Here is a 16,934-nt window from a genome sequence, read left to right as displayed (position 1 = left end):
GAAATACCATGAAACTGTCTTCTATGATGTCCTGGATCGGTGTCCGTCCGCGGGTATTTGGCGGCTTCGCGCTGGTCCTGAGCTTCCTCGTCGTGCTCGGCGGCTTCGCCATGGTTCAGGTCGAGCGAATCGGCGGGACGGTCAATGAACTCGTGACCAGCGCCGCCGGTGACGCCGGCATGTCGCAGGTGCGCGCCGCGCTGCTCAGCGCAAACGGCGCGGTGGAGAAATTCATCCGGACCTGGAATGTTGGCGACAAGGATGCTGCGACGCAGGCGATCTCGCGTGTCGGCCAGCTGGCCGACCAGATCGAACGCCAGTTCGGCACGTTGCCGACCATCGTGGAGGGCGTCGGTCCGGTGCGGGCAGCGCTGGAGACCTACCGGTCTTCGTTTGCGGCGGCGGCGGAGGCCGTCGACCGGCTGCGTGCCGCCACGACGAAAACTGACGCACATGGTGCCGTCGCGGCGCTTAATGTCGGCGGCATCCAGGTCGCGCTTGCCAACCGATCCGATCCGGAACGCCTCGTCAACCCGATGCGGCTCGCCGCCGTCGTCGACGCGTTGCGGATCACCGTGATGCGATATGGAAAGACGCTGTCGACGGCCGATGCCGACGACGCCAAGCTTGCGCTGACCTACGTCCAGCTCGCAATCGCAGACACAGAAGCTGAAATTGCTGGCACGGGAGAGGCCAAATTGAAGTCGCTGGTTGCGGCGCTGAAGGCCGCGATCACCGCTGACGCCGCTGCGCTGGACGAGGTGGTCAAGGTTGCCGGCGATCTGCGTGCGAAGCAAGCCGATCTGGTGAAAGCCGGTGCTGCGATCGACGAGCAGGTCAACAAGATCAACACGAAACTTGGTGCGGTGCGCGCCGAACAGGGCGAGAAGACGGCTGCTGCGGTTCAGCACACGAAGCAGACGGTGATCTTCAGCGCGGCCGGTGCTCTCCTTTTGGGCGCGGTGCTGGCATGGCTGATCGGCGCCAGCGTCTCCGGTCCGATCCGCCGCATGACGGAAAGGATGCAATCGCTTGCCGCGGGCGAGCTCGACGATGCGATCCCGGGTGGCGAGTCGCGCGATGAGATCGGCCGCATGGCACGAGCTGTCGAGGTATTCCGTGAAAACGCGCTGGCTGTTCGCCGCATGGAACGGGAAGCTGCAGCGCAACACGACGCAGCCGAGGCGGATCGCCAGCGCATGATGTCCGAGCTCGCCAGCCGCTTCGAGCAAGGCATGCAGGGCGTGATTACGGGCGTTGGCGGCCGCGCGGAGGAGATGGGCCGCAGCGCCGAGGAGCTGGCACGGGTTGCCGAACGCGGCCGGGGGCTTGCGGAAGCGGTTGCAACCCGCGCCGAGCAGGCGTCGATGAATGTTCAGACGGTTGCTTCTGCCACTCAGCAACTCGCCGCCTCCATCCGTGAAATATCGAGCCAGGTGCAGCGCTCCGTCACGGTGTCGAGCAGGGCAACGGGCGAGACGCAGCGGACCTCCGAATTGATCGCCGGGCTGTCCAGCGCCGCGGAAAAGATCGGCACCATCGTTCAGCTGATCCAGGCGATCGCAAGCCAGACCAACCTTCTGGCACTGAACGCGACGATCGAGGCGGCGCGGGCCGGCGATGCCGGCAAGGGATTCGCGATCGTCGCCAGCGAGGTGAAGAATCTCGCGTCGCAAACCGCGCAGGCGACGGAACAGATCGCTAGCCAGATCGCAACCATCCAGAGCGCCACCGGCGAGACGGTGGCGGCAATCACGCAATTCGGTGCCACGGTCAAGGAAATGGCCGAAATCGCCTCGGCGGTTGCCGCCGCAGTCGAGGAGCAGGGCGCCGCGACAGGCGACATCGCGCGCAATGTCGAAGAGGCGGCAAGCGGAACCGCCGCGGTCACGCAGGAGATGAGCGACGTGCGCGCGGTGGCCAGCGAGACCGACGCCGGTGCCGAAGCCGCGCTTACGGCTGCAGCGGCGCTTCGGCAGCAGGCCGTTTCGCTGAAGAGCAACGTCAGCGACTTTCTGCAGACCATTCGCGCAGCCTGACGGCAGCGCGGGACGTCATCGCAGGGGCCTCAATGAGCGGCTGGTGAAGATGGATTCGGCGCGGCGGTAGACATGCCTTATAACGTCCGCCGCAGGAGTATCGGATTTGCCATCCAAACGTATCGCCATCGCCGGCCTTGGTGAGATCGGTCGAACCGTCGCGCGCAGGCTGGCGCAAGGCTTGCCGGGCCTCTCGCTTGCGGCGATCGCGAGCAGGGATCCTGCAAAGGCGAAAGCGTGGCTCGATCGCGAGGGCATCTCGTGCCCGCTGATTTCGCTCGATGCGCTGCCCGAGCATGCCGACCTCGTTGTCGAATGCGCGCCGGCCGCCATCCTCGACCAGATCTGCGGGCCGATGCTTACCGCCGGCAAGCAGGTGATGGTGCTGAGCGCCAGCGCGCTGTTGCCGCGTCCCGATCTCATCGATCTCGCCCGGGCGCATGGTGGCCAGATCATCGTGCCGACTGGCGCGCTGATCGGCTTCGATGCGGTCTCGGCCGCGGCCGAGGGCACGATTTATTCGGTGCAGATGGTGACGCGCAAGCCGCCGAAGGGTCTTGCCGGCGCGCCCTATCTCGTCGAGAACGGAATTTCCGTCGAGGGTCTGACTTCGGCGCTCTGCGTGTTCAAGGGTTCGGCGCGCGACGCGGCCGCCGCCTTTCCGGCTAATGTGAACGTGGTGGCGGCATTGTCGCTGGCGGGCATCGGTCCCGACCGCACGACAATCGAGATCTGGGCCGATCCGGCGGTGACGCGGAACTGTCACCAAATCAGAGTCGATTCCGATTCCGCCTCGTTTTCGATGTCGATCGAGAACATCCCGTCGGAGAATCCCAAGACGGGTCGCATCACCGCGCTGTCGGTGATTGCGGCGCTGCGCAAGCTGACCTCGCCGCTGCAGGTCGGAACGTAAAGCGCTGCGGCCCTAGAGCGCCGGGGAAAGCGAACGTCTCAGTTGCTGCAGCAGCGCCTGCACCGCGGCGGCGTTGACGCGCCGCTCCGGAATGGTGGCCTTGACCCAAAGTTCGGGTATTTGGAAATCCGGCAGCACCACCTGCAGCGCGCCGCTCTTCAGCGCATCGGCCACGAGGTAATGTGAGATGAAGGCAATGCCGTTGCCGGCGATCGCGCTCTTCACCAGCACATGGCCCTCGTTCGAGCTCAGGAGCGGACGCACCTGGATGTTGATCCGGCCTCGAGGTCCGTCAAACGTCCATTCCGATCCGGTCGGCAGAAAACTCAGGCATCGATGCTCGACCAGATCGCGCGGGTGTTTCGGCAGGACATGCGCCGCGAGATAGGCGGGCGATGCACATAACAGCCGCCTGAGCGAGCATAGCGGTTCATCGACCACGCCGCCGAATGAATGCGGGAAAGCGCCGATGGCGATGTCGAATCCTTCCGTCACCGGGTCCACGGGACGATCGATCAGCACGATCTCGAGCTTCAGCCGCGGGTTCTGCGTCTGGAATGCGCTGAACGCATCGGCAAGCCGGGCAATGGTGAGCGATGTCGGAGCCTTGATGCGAAGGTGATCGACCAGATCTTGGTCTTTCTCGCCCATGCGCGCGAGGAGATCGCCGACGTCGGCCACCACGCCGCGGGCGCGGTGCAGATATTGCTGGCCCGCTTCGGTCAACCGTAACTGGCGGGTCGAGCGGCGGAACAGCGCGATCCCAATCTGCGCCTCGAGCTGCGTGACCCGCTTGGCCACCACCGAGGTCGAAACATGGAGCTTGCGGGCGGCGGCGGAAAAGCCGCCGGCATCGGCCGAAGCCAAAAACGCCTGGAGATTGGTGAGCGTATCCATCCGCTTTTCACGATTCGAGAAAGCTGATCGCGCAATTTGGTGGATTGTAGTGCATTGCGCATCAATTCATAGTGTCCCCAACGAGATCAAAGGGAATGGAAGCGCCCGTGACGGCCACGACAATCGAAGAACCCGCCCGCCAGATCCCGCTCTACGGCGAGTACGAGGTCGCTGTGCTCGGCGGCGGGCCAGCCGGCATCGCGGCCGCGGTGGCCGCAGCGCGCGCCGGGCGCCGGACGCTGCTGATCGAGCGCTACGGTTTTCTCGGCGGCATGGGCACGGCTGCTGGCGTCACCAATTTTTGCGGGCTGCACGCCAATGTTTATGGCGGAATGCACCGGGTGGTGCAGGGCATCGCCTCCGACCTGCTGGCGCGGATCGACCGGCTGGACGGGCTCAACGCGCCGCATCTGATCCTCGGCAAGATCTTTGCACAGGCCTATGACACCGCGGCCTACAAGATCGCTGCGGACGATCTACTGGCCGCGCACAAGGTCGACATTCTCTTTCACGCGCTGGGCGCCGGCGTGGTGATGGACGGAGCGCGGCGCATCGACGCGCTGATGGTGGAGACCAAGGCCGGACGACAGGCAATACGCGCCGGCATCTTTATCGATTGCTCGGGCGATGGCGATCTCGCGGCCTGGGCGGGCGCACCCTTTGAAGTCGGCGACAATGCCGGTGGCATGATGTACCCGTCGATGATGTTCCGCCTCAACGGCATCGATCCGGAGAAGGCGGGCGAGGCCTGGCGGACCATCCCGGCGCTGATGGAAAAGGCGGAAGCCGCCGGCACGCATCATTTTCCCCGCAAGACCGCGATCGTCCGGCCGCAGCGTTCCCAGATCGAATGGCGGGTCAATTTCACCCAGCTCGCGCGCGAGGACGGCAGCGCGGTTAGCGGCATCGACCCGGACCAGATGACGCGCGGCGAAATAGATGGGCGGCGGCAGGCGCTCGCCGCATTCGAATTCCTGCGCACGGTGCCCGGCTTCGAAAAATCCTACATCATCGATTTGCCGCCGCAACTCGGCATCCGCGAGACGCGGCGTGTGATCGGCGGCTACATGCTGTCGGGCGAGGATGTGCTCGGCTGCGCCTCGTTCGAGGATTCGATCGGGGTCAATGGCTGGCCGATGGAGCAGCATGTCGCGGGCGACGTCGTGTTCAAGTTCCCGCCGATCCCGGAATCGCGCGGCTTCAACGAATTGCCCTATCGCATGCTGGTGCCCGAGGGCATCGACAACCTCCTGATGGCCGGCCGCTGCGCCTCGATGACCCATGAGGGCCAGTCGGCGGCCCGGGTCTCAGGCGCTTGCTTTGCGATGGGGGAGGCGGCTGGCCTCGCCGCGTCATTGGCGCTGTCCGGCAATACGATTCCGCGCGACATTGCGGTTGAAAAGTTGCAACAGATGCTAAAACAACAGGGTGCGTTTATCGGGCGGGATCAGTCGGTGCCCGAGGGGTTGTAGATAGGTGATTATGGAAATACGCCACGTCGTCCCTGCGAAAGCAGGGACCCATAACCACAGGATTTAGTGATAGCAAAGGCCGTCTGCCCGGGGCCCAAAGCGCGGCCGCGGCGTATGGGTCCCTGCTTTCGCAGGGACGACGTGATTAGATTGGTTATGACAAGAATGGGCGGAGGAAGCCGGATGAGGATGGTTGCGCGGCTCGCGCTGGCGGGCGTATTGGCGATGGCGGCAGGCGGGATCGCCCGTGCCGAGGCGCTGAAGGCCAAGATCGGCGTGCTCCGGCTGTCGTCCTCGGCGCCCGTGTTCATCGCGCAGGACAAGGGCTACTTCCGCGAGGCCGGGCTCGATATTGAGCTGAAATTCTTCGACGCGGCGCAGCCGATCGCGGTGGCGACCACCTCCGGTGACGTCGATTTCGGCATCACCGCGTTCACCGCCGGGCTCTACAATCTCGCCGGCAAGGGCACGCTGAAGGTGATCGGCGGCATGAGCCGCGAGAAGGCCGGCTATCCCTTGATCGGCTATTTCGCCAGCAACAACGCCTATGCCGCCGGGCTGAAGACGCCGAAGGATCTCGCGGGCAAGCGCATCGCGATGACGCAGGTCGGCTCCAGCTTTCACTATTCGCTCGGCCTGCTTGCCGACAAATACGGCTTCAAGCTCGCGGACGTAAAAGTGATGCCGCTGCAATCGCTGTCGAACGCCGCAGCCGCGCTGAAGGGCGAGACGGTCGATGCCGCGCTGCTGCCGATCTCGACGGCGCGGGCGTTGGTGGATTCCGGCGGCGCCAAATTCCTCGGCTGGGTCGGCGATGAGACGCCCTGGCAGCTCGGCGCGGTGTTTGCCTCGCCGAAGACGCTGACCAACAAGCCGCTGGTGACCAAGTTGCTCGCCGCGCTGGCGCGGGCTGACCGCGAATATCACGACGTGATCCTGGCCTCGGTGAAGGACGGCAAGGCCGAGATTAACGACAAGACAAAGCCGCTGCTGGAGATTATCGCCAAATACACCAATCTGCCGGTGGAGCAGGTGGTCGGCAATTGCGCGTACATCGATCCCGAGGGCAAGCTCGATGTGAAGAATGTCGCCAACCAGATCAGCTGGCTGCAGGAGCAGGGCTTTGTCGACAAGGGCTTTGACGCCGATGCGATCATCGCCAAGGAATATGTGAAGGCGGATTGATGAAACAGCGTGGCCTCATGGTTCGAGACGCGCGGCATGCCGCGCTCCTCACCATGAGGAGAGAGACCTCGATTTGCGGAAGACGCTGTTACCCCTCATGGTGAGGAGCCGCAATGCGGCGTCTCGAACGATGAGGCCGAGCGGCCTCTGCGGTGGCTGCAGAAACGGAACCACATGGACCTGATTGCCGACCAAATCAGCCACCGCTTCGGCGGCCTCGACGTGCTCGACCGGGTGTCGTTCACCGTCGCCTCCGGCGAGGTGGTTGCGATCGTCGGGCCTTCCGGCTGCGGCAAGAGCACGCTGCTGTCGATCCTCGGCGGCCTGCTGCAGCCGAGCGCGGGCGCCGCCGAGCTGCGCGGCGCGCCGCCGGCCGATAGCCTCAATCCGCTGACCTTCGTGTTCCAGGATTTTGCGCTGCTGCCTTGGTGTACGGTGGCGGCGAATGTCGAATTCCCGCTGGTTCACACCGCGCTCGATCCCGCCACGCGCAAGACCGTCGTCGAGGATGCGTTGCGCCGCACCGGGCTATCCGATTTTCGCGGCGCCTATCCAAAACAATTGTCCGGCGGCATGCGCCAGCGCGTCGGCATTGCACGGGCGCTGGCGGTGCGGCCCGCGATCCTGTTGATGGACGAGCCGCTGTCGGCGCTGGATTCGCAGACGCGCGAACTGCTGATGGAGGATTTCATCCGCCTGCTCGCCGATGGTGCAATGGGCGCGGTCTACATCACGCATAATCTGGAGGAGGCGGTGCGGCTCGCCGACCGCGTGGTCGTGCTGTCGCGCCGGCCGGGACGCATCCGCGAGATCGTGAGCATTTCGATGACTCGCGACGAACGCGGCGGCGCCGATGCCCGCAGCAAGCTGCTCAACCTGCAAAACCAGTTGTGGTCGCTGATCCGCGACGAGGCGATCGACGCCGAGCGTGAGGTGCAGCATGCTTGAACGCGCGCCGCAGGAAAAGCTGGCAGACGAAAGCACCCGGCCGGTCGCCTTTCGCGGCGCGGGCTTTGTACCGGGCGGAGGCCGCGCGTCGGGATGGATCGCCCTGGCGCTTGTCATCGCGCTCTGGCAACTCGCCGGCAGCGCCGGCTGGGTCAATCCGCTGTTTTTGCCCCCGCCGTCGGCTATTGGGCTCGCGATGTACAAGCTCGCGATGTCAGGCGCGCTCTGGCAGCACATTGCGGCCTCGGTGGTTCGCATTGGCTCCGGCTGGCTGATCGGCACTGTGGCGGGCGTGATCGTCGGCTTCGCGATCGGGCTGTCGACGCTGGCGCGCGGCGTCGGCATCACCTTTATCTCGGCGCTGTTCCCGATTCCGAAAATCGCGCTACTGCCGCTTCTGATCCTCTGGCTCGGGATCGGCGAGGAGCCGAAGATCGCGACCATTGCGCTCGGGGTGTTCTTCTCCACCGCGATCTCGGTCTATAGCGGCGTCGATGCTGTGCCGCGCAACCTGATCCGCATGGCGCAGAGTTTTAACGTGCCGTTCCATGCCATCGTGCGGCGCGTGATCTGGCCGGGCGCGCTGCCCTCGATCCTCGCGGGCTTCCGCATCACCGCTTCGGTGGCGCTGCTGCTGGTAGTCAGCGCGGAAATGATCGGCGCCCAGTACGGCATCGGCGCCTTCGTGCTGCAGGCCGGCAATCTGATGCAGACCGATCAGCTCTTGGCCGGCGTCGTCATCCTATCACTGTTCGGGCTGGCGGTGGGGAAGGCGATCAACGTGCTGGAGGCGCGGTTGTTGCACTGGCGGTGAGCGCGCCACAAACGCGATGTCGTCCCGGCGAAGGCCGGGACCCATTGCCACAAATGTGTGTTATGGCAGACGAGCGTTTGCCAGATCGTCCTACCGATAAATCACGCGGTATGGGCCCCGGCCTTCGCCGGGGCGACGGTTTTGCGGGCCGACCCCTTACGCATTCCCGCGATCTTCGCGGAACAGGTCGAGCTTCTGCTGCACCGGCCGATCGGAGAACGAGAACAGCACCGCGTCGGTATCGGCCTCATGCGTGACCCAGTGCCAGCTCGGCACCACGAACAAATCGCGTGCGCCCCACTCAAACGTCTGGTCGCCGATCCTGGTGCGGCCCTTGCCTTCGATTGCGGCGAACACGGTGGCATCGGTCGAGCGATAGCGCGCGGTTTTAAAACCCTTCGGCAGTAGCTGGATGAAGGTGCCGATCGTCGGCATCGCGAAATCGCCGGTTTCGGGGTTGGAGAATTTCAGCTTCAACCCGTGGCAGGCGTCCCATTCGTCGCGCGTCTTCGCCCGCTCCAGCGCTTCGCGCGTGTAGCTGTAGGGATAGTTGAAGATCGGCGAGGTCTTCGATTTGCGCTTCTCGTCGACCGGCAGCAGGTTGTGGCCGTAGCGCGCAAAACTGTCGCCAGCGGGTTTACTGATCTTCTGCTGATCCTCGTTCGATCCCTCGGCAAAGGAGGCGTCAAAGAATTGCACCATCGGGATGTCGAGGCCGTCGAGCCAGAACATCGGATCGGACGTTTCGTTGGAATGATCGTGCCAGGTCATCGACGGCGTGATGATGAAATCGCCGGGCTCCATCGCGGTGCGCTCGCCATCGACCGTGGTGTGGGCGCCCTTGCCTTCGAGCACGAAGCGCAGCGCCGACTGGCTGTGCCGATGGGCGGGCGCGACGTCGCCCGGGACCACCATCTGTACGCCAGCAAACAGCGATGTCGTGACCTTGGACTGGCCGCGCAGGCCGGGATTCTCCAGCACTAGCACCCGCCGTTCGGCCTCCTTCGCCGTGATCAGCTTGCCGGCCTCGGTCATGTAGTCGCGGATCGAATCGAACTTCCACAGATGCGGCCGGCAGGCGCTTCGCGGCTCCGGCGTGACGAGGTCGCCCAGCACGGTCCACAACGCGGAGAGATTGTCGCCGTCAATCCTCTTGTAGAACGCCTCGCGTTCCGGCGTCTTCTGCACGGCTTCCATAGCAAGCCTCCCGTTTGTTCTTATGTCTTGAGATTGACAGTATACTTACAATATCGGTAGCGTCAATGTGGTAAAAGCGTAAGGGTAGGTAAGAATCACGGGAGGTTTCAGATGAAGCTGCACGGCTATTTCCGCAGCAGCGCGGCATATCGGGTCAGGATCGCGCTCAACCTCAAGGGGCTCACGGCCGAGCACCTGCCGCATCATCTTCGCAAGGGCGAACAGAGCGAACCCGCTTATCTCGCGCTTAATCCGCAGGGGCTGGTGCCGACGCTGGAGAAGTCCGGTGCGGTGCTGACCCAATCACTCGCGATCATCGAATGGCTGGATGAGACCCATCCGAGTCCGCCACTGCTGCCCAAGGATCCGCTGCGCCGCGCCAAGGTGCGCGCCTTCGCGCTGGCGATCGCCTGTGACGTTCACCCGGTGCAGAACCTGAAAGTTCTCGCCCGCCTGCGCCAGCTCGGCCTGGCGGAAGAGCAGGTGACGGAGTGGGCGGCCTGGGTCAATCGCGAGGGCCTTTCCGCCTGCGAAGCGCTGGTCAAGGGCGAGAAGGGGCCGTTCTGCTTCGGCGACAAGCCCACCATGGCGGATCTCTGTCTCGTGCCGCAGCTGGCGAACGCGCGGCGCTTCGGGGTCGATGTGTCCGGCTTTCCCCGCCTGCTCGAGGCCGAAGCCGCGGCCAGGGAGATGAAGGCGTTCGCGGACGCCGCACCGGACAGGCAGAGCGATGCCGAGTAAGCCAGGTCCCATCACCATGGACGCGGTCTACACCGCGCCCGGCTACCTGTTCCGCCGCATGCAGCAGATCGCGGTTTCGATCTTCGTCGAGGAATGCAGCGCGTTCGACCTGACGCCGGTGCAATATGCGGCGCTGGTGGCGATCCATACCCATCCCGGCATCGACGCGACGCGGCTGTCGGCGGTGATCGCCTTCGACCGTTCCACGCTCGGCAACGTTATCGAGCGGCTCGAGAGCAAGACGCTGATCGAGCGCAAGCCATCGCGCGAGGACAAGCGCGTCAAGCTGCTCTATCTCTCGAAGGCCGGCGCCGCCGTGCTGCGCGACATCATGCCCTCGGTCGAGCGCGCGCAGCTGCGGATGCTGCAGCCATTGAAGCCGGCCGACCGCAAGACGCTGCTGGCGCTGCTGACGCAGCTCGTCGATCTCAACAACGAAGCCTCGCGCGTGCCGCTGCGTGCCGAAGATGCGTTGGAGCATCTGGGGAAGGCGGGGTGAGGGGCGCGCGTAAGGGACGCAGAGTCCGCGCCAAAACCTCCGCTGTCGTCCCGGCCTTGAGCCGGGACCCATAACCACAGCATTGAGTTTTGCGATGCGCCGGAGCTCCAGCTTGCGATAGCCACGACGGCCTGTGGTTATGGGTCCCTGCGTTCGCAGGGACGACATCGAGTTTGTTGATGCGGATCGGCTACATCCTCATCAATGCCTGGCGATCGATCTTCCCCGTGCCGGTCTTCGGCAGTTCCGCAATGAACCTGATCTCGCGCGGATATTTGTACGGCAGCAGCTTTGCCTTGACGTAATCCTGCAGCTTCTTCGTCGCGTCGCCCGTGTCGAACTCGCCCGTGTTCATGACAACCACGGCCTTCAGTGTCATGCGTCTATCCGGCAGCTCGGCGGCGAACACCGCGCATTCCCTGATATCGGGGTGCTCGGCAAGGCAGAGCTCGACCTCGAGCGGATAGACCCATTGCCCCGAAATCTTGATCAGGTCGTCGGCGCGGCCGCGGAAGAAATGGAATCCGTCGGTGTCGCGCATGAAGCGGTCGCCGGTATAGATCCAGCCGTCCTCGCGAATGGTCTCGGCCGACTTGTCGGGCCGGTTCCAGTATAGCGGCGTGTTGGAATCGCCGCGCACCCACAAAATGCCTTCCTCGTTGTCGCCGACCTCGCGGCCGTCCTTGTCCCTCAGGAGGATTTCGTATCCGGGCACGCGCAAGCCGGCAGCGCCGAGCTTTTTCTTCTCAGGGAGGTTGGAGAGATAGATATGCAGCACCTCGGTCGAGCCGAGGCCCTCGATGATCTCGAGGCCCGTCAGCTTCTTCCAGCCGTTGAAGACTTCCGCCGACAGCACCTCAGCGGCCGACAGCGCCATCCGCAGCGAGGAGAAATTGGTCGCTTCAGCGCCTTCGGCCTTGGTCAGCGAGGTATAGAGCGTCGGCAATCCGTAGAACACCGACGGCCGGTATTTTTCGATCGCCTCGAAGATCGTGGCGGGCTTCGGCTGGCCCGGCAGCAGCAGCGTCGCCGCGCCGACCGAGAACGGGAAGGTGATGGCGTTGCCAAAGCCGTAGGCGAAGAAGATTTTCGGCACCGAAAAGCAGATGTCATCGGGGCCGAGCTTGAGCACGCTGCGGGCGAACGCCTGCTCGCTATAGGCCATGTCGTGCTGCAGGTGGACGATGCCTTTGGGACGGCCGGTCGAGCCGGATGAATACATCCAGAACGCCATATCGTCGCGCCGGGTGTCGGCTTCAGCCAGATCGGTCGGGAGGTCCTCGAGCCATTGCGGTGCGATCAGGGTTTTCGGCACGGCGTGTTCGCCGGCTGCGCCGTTGACTACGACCAGGGTCTTGAGCGGCGTATCCTTGCAGGCCTCCGCATTGAACCGCGACGTGAACTCGGCCTCGGCGACCGCGACGGCCGCACCGGCGTCCGAGAGATAGAACTGCAACAAGTCCGGCGGCGTCAGCGTGTTGATCAACAGCGGCACGAAGCCTGCGCGTACCGCGCCGAAGAAGGCGGCCGGGTAGGCCGGGGTGTCGTCGAGGAACATCAGGATGCGGTCGCCGCGTTTCAGGCCGAGCGACCGGAAGCCGTGGCCCCATTGCGCGGCCTCGGCGCAGAGCTGTGCATATGTCCGCGTGCCGCCGGGGCCGGTCAGCGCCAGCCGTTCGCCGCGGCCCGCGGCGAGATTGTCGAACAGGATGCGGCTGGCGTTATAGTCTTCTGGAATCGCAAAGCCGATCTCGCGGGCGCCCGGATTGTCGCGGGGGACCAAATCGGAAATGGGTGACGTCATGCCTGGCTCCCGATTGTCTTCGCCGCCTCGTAGCGCGCCATGAATTCCGGCGACATCGCGCGCAGCCGGTCGTCGGCGATCCGCCCGGAGCGGGTGATGTAGCTGTAGGCAAAATCCATCAGGCCGAGCTTCATGTGCTCGGGGAAGCGCTCGTACCAGTCGGCGCTGGTGCGCGCGGCCGTCACCAGCTTCTGCACGATCGGCTTGCGTTCGGCCTGGTAGCGGGCGAGGCCTGCGGCAATATCAGTTTCCGCCTCCAGCGCCTTGGTCAGCGCGATTGCATCCTCGATCGCAAGCCGCGTGCCCGAGCCGATCGAGAAATGCGCGGTATGCAGGGCATCGCCGATCAGCACCATGTTGCTGTACGACCAGTTCTCGTTCCAGATCCAGGGGAAGTTGCGCCATACCGATTTGTTCGAGACCAGCGCGTGGCCGTCGAGCGTCTCGGCAAAAATCTCTTCGCAGATCGCCTGCGACTGCTCGATCGTCTTGTGCTCGAAGCCGTAGGCCTGCCAGGTCGTGGCGTCGCATTCGACCAGAAAAGTGCTCATCGAGGGCGAGTAGCGGTAGTGGTGCGCGTTGAAGAAACCCAGATCGGTCTTCACAAATGTCTGCGACAGCGTGGCGAAGCGCTTAGCCGTGCCATACCAGGCGAACTTGTTGGTGGAGTGCGAAACGGTGGCGCCGAATTCCTGTTCAAAGCCGCGGCGCACCAGCGAATTCAGCCCGTCGGCGGCGACGATCAGGTCATAGCCCGCCAGTTCGTCGAGCGACTTGATCGTGGTGTCATAGCGCGCCGCAACGCCGGCTGCGCGCACGCGCTGCTGCAGAAGAGTCAACAGTTCGAGCCGGCCGATCGAGGAGAAGCCGATGCCGTCGATCTCGACGCTTTGCCCACGCAGATTGAGCGTGATGTTCTTCCAGCTCTCCATCCGCGGCGTGATCGCATCGACGGTCTCCGGATCGTCGGCGCGCAAGAATTCCAGCGCCTGCTCGGAAAACACCACGCCAAATCCCCAGGTGGCGCCTTCCGGGTTCTGTTCGAACAGATCGATATGGGCGTCGGGGCGACGCCGCTTCCAGAGATAGGCGAAATAGAGGCCGCCGGGGCCTCCGCCGATGACGGCGATACGCACGTCTTCCTCCCAAATCGACAGTATACTTACTAATTTGAAGCGGAGACTAATCCGCGCCAGAAATTTGCGCTACAGAAAAATGATGCCGGCGCGGGGCGAGCGTCCGGTCCCCACGACCTCAGGATCCGGCCCGTGCCGCCCGTCACGGCCCGCCAGTTCTATCCGCGAACGGCTGTCCGCCAAGCGGACCAGTATCCCGCGGCGGATGACGGGCAAACCGGCTACGTCAGACGCAGCGGCGGACCTTCACGCCACCGACCCATACCCAGCGGCAGGCCACGGCGACGGGCTTGCGGACGACGACCGCGCCACGGGCTCCGGCGCAGCCGGCGCGATAGACGCCCCTGGCGCATACGACGGCATTGGCTTCCGTCGATTCAAACGTCATCGTGGTGCCGAAGGCGAGGAGGGCGGATGCAATGATCAGGAAATAACGCATGGCAGTCTCCCGGAATGTTGCTCGTATTCAGTCTCGAAAGTTTCTTATTGAAGTTTCTTCGTAAGGTTCTGCGGATGTCACGGCGTGTACGGACGACGATCTCGTCGAATGGATTGTTCGTAGATCAAGCGGGGCTCATCCTTGCTTCTTGATCGCGGACCCGCTGTAGTGAAACTCCATTTCGTTGCTGCAAGAACCCTAAGGAAAATCCAATGGCGCAGCTCAGGGCCAAATGGCTATCGTTCTATGCCGAACGTGTCGGACCGGTCTCAAAAGAAGTATTCTCTCACGTCGAAAAGATGATCATCGGGACGTTGATCGTATCGGCCGGCGCGCATGTATCGAGCAACGAGCCGGCGATCCAGCTGTTCGGCTATCTCAGGCACGGCCTGATCGGCCGCGGCGTCATGCTGTTCGGCGTCATTCTCCTGCTGCTGAACTTCCTCGACGGACTCTACAAGCTCGCCAGGCTCAACTGGCATATCGCCTACCAAATCCTGATGACGATCTTCTATGTCTCGCTGTCGGTGCGGCTCATTCAGCTCATCCTCGCCTTTCGCGGCGGCGAGTGACCGGCGATCCCGGATCGATGGGGATCGCCGGACGCGGCGGTCAACGCGCGGCGAACTGTGACAGCACGTCCTTGCAGGCCGGCGACAGCTGGGCGGCGTTGGTCGCAAGGCACTGCACGATGCGCCCGCCGCCCGGCGCGACGCCGCCGCAAATCGTGCGGACGTCGGCGCCGCAGGCCGAGCGCAGCACGAACAGTTCTTCGCGCGGGCGCAGCGGACGCAGCACGATGACGGTTGGCGCCGCCGCCGGCGCAGCGGTAGCGGCCGCGCCTGCACCCGCTGCGGGCGCTGCCGCGGCCGACGCAGCGCCACCGCCGGTCACCGCGGAGACAGCCGTCGCGCAGCCGGCCGAGAGTTTGGCCTTGTTCTTCTCCAGGCATTGCACCGCCGGTGCGCCACCGGTCGGCACGCCCGCGCAGACCTTCGGATAATCGGAGCGGCACGCGCTGCGGATCGCGGAAATTTGCGCGCTGGACGGCTGTCCTGCGGCCGGCGCGGCTGCGGCCTTTGGTTCGCCAGACTTGGATGGTGCTGCCGTTGCCGCGGCCGGAGTTGCAGATTTCGGCGCCGCGGTTTCGGTCGGCTTCGCCGTGTCCGCCGGCTTGGCGGGTGCGGCCGCTGCCTCTACGGCGCGCACCGCGCTCTGGCAACTCGGCGAGAGGCTTGACATGTTCTTAGCCAGGCATTGCAGCGATGCCTCGCCGCCCGGCGGCACGCTTGAGCAATGCGCGATGTAGTCGGAGCGGCATTGGGATTTGACGGCGTCGCGCTGCGCCTGGGTCGGCGCTTGCGCAAACACCGGTACTGCAGTTGCGACTATTGCGGCCGCCAGCAGCGGCCCAAGCTTTCTCGTGCGCGTCAAAGTGTTGATCATTTGAATAAATCCTTTTGTCGTCGCCGGAAGCCGCCGCTCCAACCGGAAGTGAATCTCGAAAGTCATTTAGAAAAATCGGGACACATCATTTTCGCTTTCTGGTTCCGCCGCAAGCGGATTGTTGCTATTTTCATGGGGTAGCGGAAAGCCGATTTCTGACTAAAGCCTTTTCCAGACAAAAAGATTGGGGCACGAAAAATGAAGGCTTCGCGTTCGCCTGCACGTCCGGAATCATGCGGCACTGCCGCACAAAAAGGCGCGACGATCAGCCGTGCCGGCTTCGCGATGGTCGCGATGGCCGTCTTAAGTGCCTGCGAACAAAATACTTTTGTGCCGCCTCCGCCGGCGAAGGTCGAAGTGATGACACCGGTGCAGCGCCCCTTCACGCGCTATCTGGAAGCGACGGGCAATACGGCTGCGTTCAAGAATGTCGATCTGGTCGCGCGCGTACAGGGCTTTCTGCAATCGATCAACTATAAGGACGGCGCCTTCGTAAAGGAGGGCACCTCGCTGTTCACGATCGAGCCCGACACCTACAAGCTCAAGCTCGAACAGGCGCAGGCGGCGGAAACAGGCGCGCAGGCAACGGTGCGACAGGCCGAAGCAGACTTCAAGCGCCAGCAGGAATTGGTGCAGCGGCAGGCCGTTTCGCAGGCCACGCTGGATACTTCCACCTCGAACCGCGACAATGCGCAGGCCAACCTGCTGCAGGCCCAGGTCAATACCAAGATCGCGGCGGTCAATTATGGCTATACCAATGTGGCCGCGCCGTTCGACGGCGTGGTCAGCGCGCATCTCGTCTCGATCGGCGAATTCGTCGGTGCGTCTTCGCCGACGCAGCTTGCCACCATCGTGGCGCTCGACCCGATCTATGTGAATTTCAACGTCAACGAACAGGACGTGCTGCGAATCCGCGCGGAAGCCCGCAAGCGTGGAATGACGGCCGACGATCTCAGGCAGTTGCCGGTCGAAGTCGGATTGCAGACCGAGACCGGCTTTCCGCACAAGGGCAACCTCGATTATGCTGCCGCGACGCTCAATCAGTCGACGGGCACGCTTCCCGTGCGCGGGGTGCTGCCCAATGCCGACCGCGCCTTGTTGCCGGGGTTCTTCGTCCGGGTTCGCGTGCCGGTGGATCAGGTGCAGAATGCGCTGTTCGTGCCCGACGTCGCCCTCGGTGCCGATCAGGCCGGACGCTACCTGCTGGTGGTGAACGCCGACAATATCGTCGAGCAGCGCAAGGTGCGGGTCGGGCCGCTGGAAGGCGAGCTCCGCGTCATCGAAGAGGGCCTGAAAGCCGACGACCGCGTGATCACCGCCGGGCTGCTCCGCGCGATCCCGGGCCAGAAGGTCGATCCGCAAATCAAGAAAGTCGAAGCGCAGCCGGCGTCGGCCAAATAGGAG

The 16,934-nt window shown here is 64.0% G+C and carries 17 protein-coding genes; 10 read left to right on the top strand and 7 right to left on the bottom strand.

From position 1 onward, the window contains the following. The first annotated feature begins 8 nt into the window (after positions 1–8). Together QA643_RS37560 and QA643_RS37555 are read left to right on the top strand one after the other, a co-directional pair. The gene (locus tag QA643_RS37560) at positions 9–2,039 is read left to right on the top strand and encodes a HAMP domain-containing methyl-accepting chemotaxis protein (protein ID WP_283030812.1); all 2,031 of its coding nucleotides are present in this window, start codon (positions 9–11) and stop codon (positions 2,037–2,039) included. Positions 2,040–2,145: 106 nt separating this feature from the next. Next, complete coding sequence (locus QA643_RS37555; protein WP_283030811.1) at positions 2,146–2,952, top strand: aspartate dehydrogenase; 807 nt, start codon at positions 2,146–2,148, stop codon at positions 2,950–2,952. Between the two features lie 12 nt (positions 2,953–2,964). On the opposite strand, the gene QA643_RS37550 is transcribed toward QA643_RS37555, so the two are convergent. Further along, positions 2,965–3,849: a LysR family transcriptional regulator gene (locus QA643_RS37550; RefSeq protein WP_283030810.1), complete on the bottom strand. Its 885-nt coding sequence runs from the start codon at positions 3,847–3,849 to the stop codon at positions 2,965–2,967. Positions 3,850–3,956: 107 nt separating this feature from the next. Between QA643_RS37550 and QA643_RS37545 the strand changes: the two genes are divergently transcribed. The 4 genes from QA643_RS37545 (at position 3,957) to QA643_RS37530 (ending at position 8,268) form a co-directional block, all read left to right on the top strand. Next, positions 3,957–5,321: an FAD-dependent oxidoreductase gene (locus QA643_RS37545; protein WP_283030809.1), complete on the top strand. Its 1,365-nt coding sequence runs from the start codon at positions 3,957–3,959 to the stop codon at positions 5,319–5,321. Between the two features lie 183 nt (positions 5,322–5,504). Then, positions 5,505–6,506, top strand: a complete 1,002-nt coding sequence (locus QA643_RS37540) for an ABC transporter substrate-binding protein (RefSeq protein ID WP_283030808.1) — start codon at positions 5,505–5,507, stop codon at positions 6,504–6,506. A 174-nt stretch (positions 6,507–6,680) separates the two neighbouring features. Further along, the gene (locus QA643_RS37535) at positions 6,681–7,454 is read left to right on the top strand and encodes an ABC transporter ATP-binding protein (protein WP_283030807.1); all 774 of its coding nucleotides are present in this window, start codon (positions 6,681–6,683) and stop codon (positions 7,452–7,454) included. Beyond that, a complete protein-coding gene (locus QA643_RS37530) occupies positions 7,447–8,268 on the top strand; it encodes an ABC transporter permease (protein WP_283030806.1) in 822 nt (273 codons plus the stop codon). Before QA643_RS37535 ends, QA643_RS37530 begins: the two co-directional genes overlap by 8 nt. Positions 8,269–8,424: 156 nt before the next feature. Here QA643_RS37530 and gtdA read toward each other — a convergent pair whose 3' ends face one another. Then, the gene (gtdA, locus tag QA643_RS37525; protein ID WP_283030805.1) at positions 8,425–9,465 is read right to left on the bottom strand and encodes a gentisate 1,2-dioxygenase; all 1,041 of its coding nucleotides are present in this window, start codon (positions 9,463–9,465) and stop codon (positions 8,425–8,427) included. 111 nt (positions 9,466–9,576) lie between these two features. Between gtdA and maiA the strand changes: the two genes are divergently transcribed. Together maiA and QA643_RS37515 are read left to right on the top strand one after the other, a co-directional pair. Then, the gene (maiA, locus tag QA643_RS37520) at positions 9,577–10,206 is read left to right on the top strand and encodes a maleylacetoacetate isomerase (RefSeq protein ID WP_283030804.1); all 630 of its coding nucleotides are present in this window, start codon (positions 9,577–9,579) and stop codon (positions 10,204–10,206) included. Next, entirely contained in the window at positions 10,196–10,705 is a 510-nt protein-coding gene (locus QA643_RS37515; RefSeq protein ID WP_283030803.1) for a MarR family transcriptional regulator, read from the top strand. The genes maiA and QA643_RS37515 overlap by 11 nt, the downstream gene beginning before the upstream one ends. Positions 10,706–10,895: 190 nt before the next feature. Here the strand turns inward: QA643_RS37515 and QA643_RS37510 are convergent, their stop codons facing one another. From QA643_RS37510 to QA643_RS37500, 3 genes are all read right to left on the bottom strand, one after another. After that, positions 10,896–12,509: a benzoate-CoA ligase family protein gene (locus tag QA643_RS37510; protein WP_283030802.1), complete on the bottom strand. Its 1,614-nt coding sequence runs from the start codon at positions 12,507–12,509 to the stop codon at positions 10,896–10,898. Next, the gene (locus tag QA643_RS37505; RefSeq protein WP_283030801.1) at positions 12,506–13,645 is read right to left on the bottom strand and encodes an FAD-dependent monooxygenase; all 1,140 of its coding nucleotides are present in this window, start codon (positions 13,643–13,645) and stop codon (positions 12,506–12,508) included. Before QA643_RS37505 ends, QA643_RS37510 begins: the two co-directional genes overlap by 4 nt. Before the next feature lie 226 nt (positions 13,646–13,871). Further along, positions 13,872–14,084: a hypothetical protein gene (locus QA643_RS37500; protein ID WP_283030799.1), complete on the bottom strand. Its 213-nt coding sequence runs from the start codon at positions 14,082–14,084 to the stop codon at positions 13,872–13,874. Between the two features lie 212 nt (positions 14,085–14,296). On the opposite strand from QA643_RS37500, the gene QA643_RS37495 reads away from it, so the two are divergent. Further along, positions 14,297–14,656 carry a hypothetical protein gene (locus QA643_RS37495; RefSeq protein WP_283030797.1) on the top strand — a complete coding sequence of 120 codons (360 nt, stop codon included), beginning with the start codon at positions 14,297–14,299 and terminating at the stop codon, positions 14,654–14,656. A gap of 40 nt (positions 14,657–14,696) precedes the next feature. On the opposite strand, the gene QA643_RS37490 is transcribed toward QA643_RS37495, so the two are convergent. Then, a complete protein-coding gene (locus tag QA643_RS37490; RefSeq protein ID WP_283030795.1) occupies positions 14,697–15,530 on the bottom strand; it encodes a cysteine rich repeat-containing protein in 834 nt (277 codons plus the stop codon). A 62-nt stretch (positions 15,531–15,592) separates the two neighbouring features. Next, positions 15,593–15,916: a hypothetical protein gene (locus QA643_RS37485; RefSeq protein ID WP_283035111.1), complete on the bottom strand. Its 324-nt coding sequence runs from the start codon at positions 15,914–15,916 to the stop codon at positions 15,593–15,595. Here QA643_RS37485 and QA643_RS37480 point away from each other — a divergent pair. After that, positions 15,816–16,931: an efflux RND transporter periplasmic adaptor subunit gene (locus QA643_RS37480; RefSeq protein ID WP_283035056.1), complete on the top strand. Its 1,116-nt coding sequence runs from the start codon at positions 15,816–15,818 to the stop codon at positions 16,929–16,931. The two genes, QA643_RS37485 and QA643_RS37480, sit on opposite strands and share 101 nt — an antisense overlap. Positions 16,932–16,934 lie beyond the last annotated feature (3 nt).

Origin of the sequence: Bradyrhizobium sp. CB3481 (assembly GCF_029714305.1) — a bacterium.
Lineage (GTDB): Bacteria > Pseudomonadota > Alphaproteobacteria > Rhizobiales > Xanthobacteraceae > Bradyrhizobium.
This window is presented reverse-complemented; position numbering and strand designations above follow the sequence as displayed.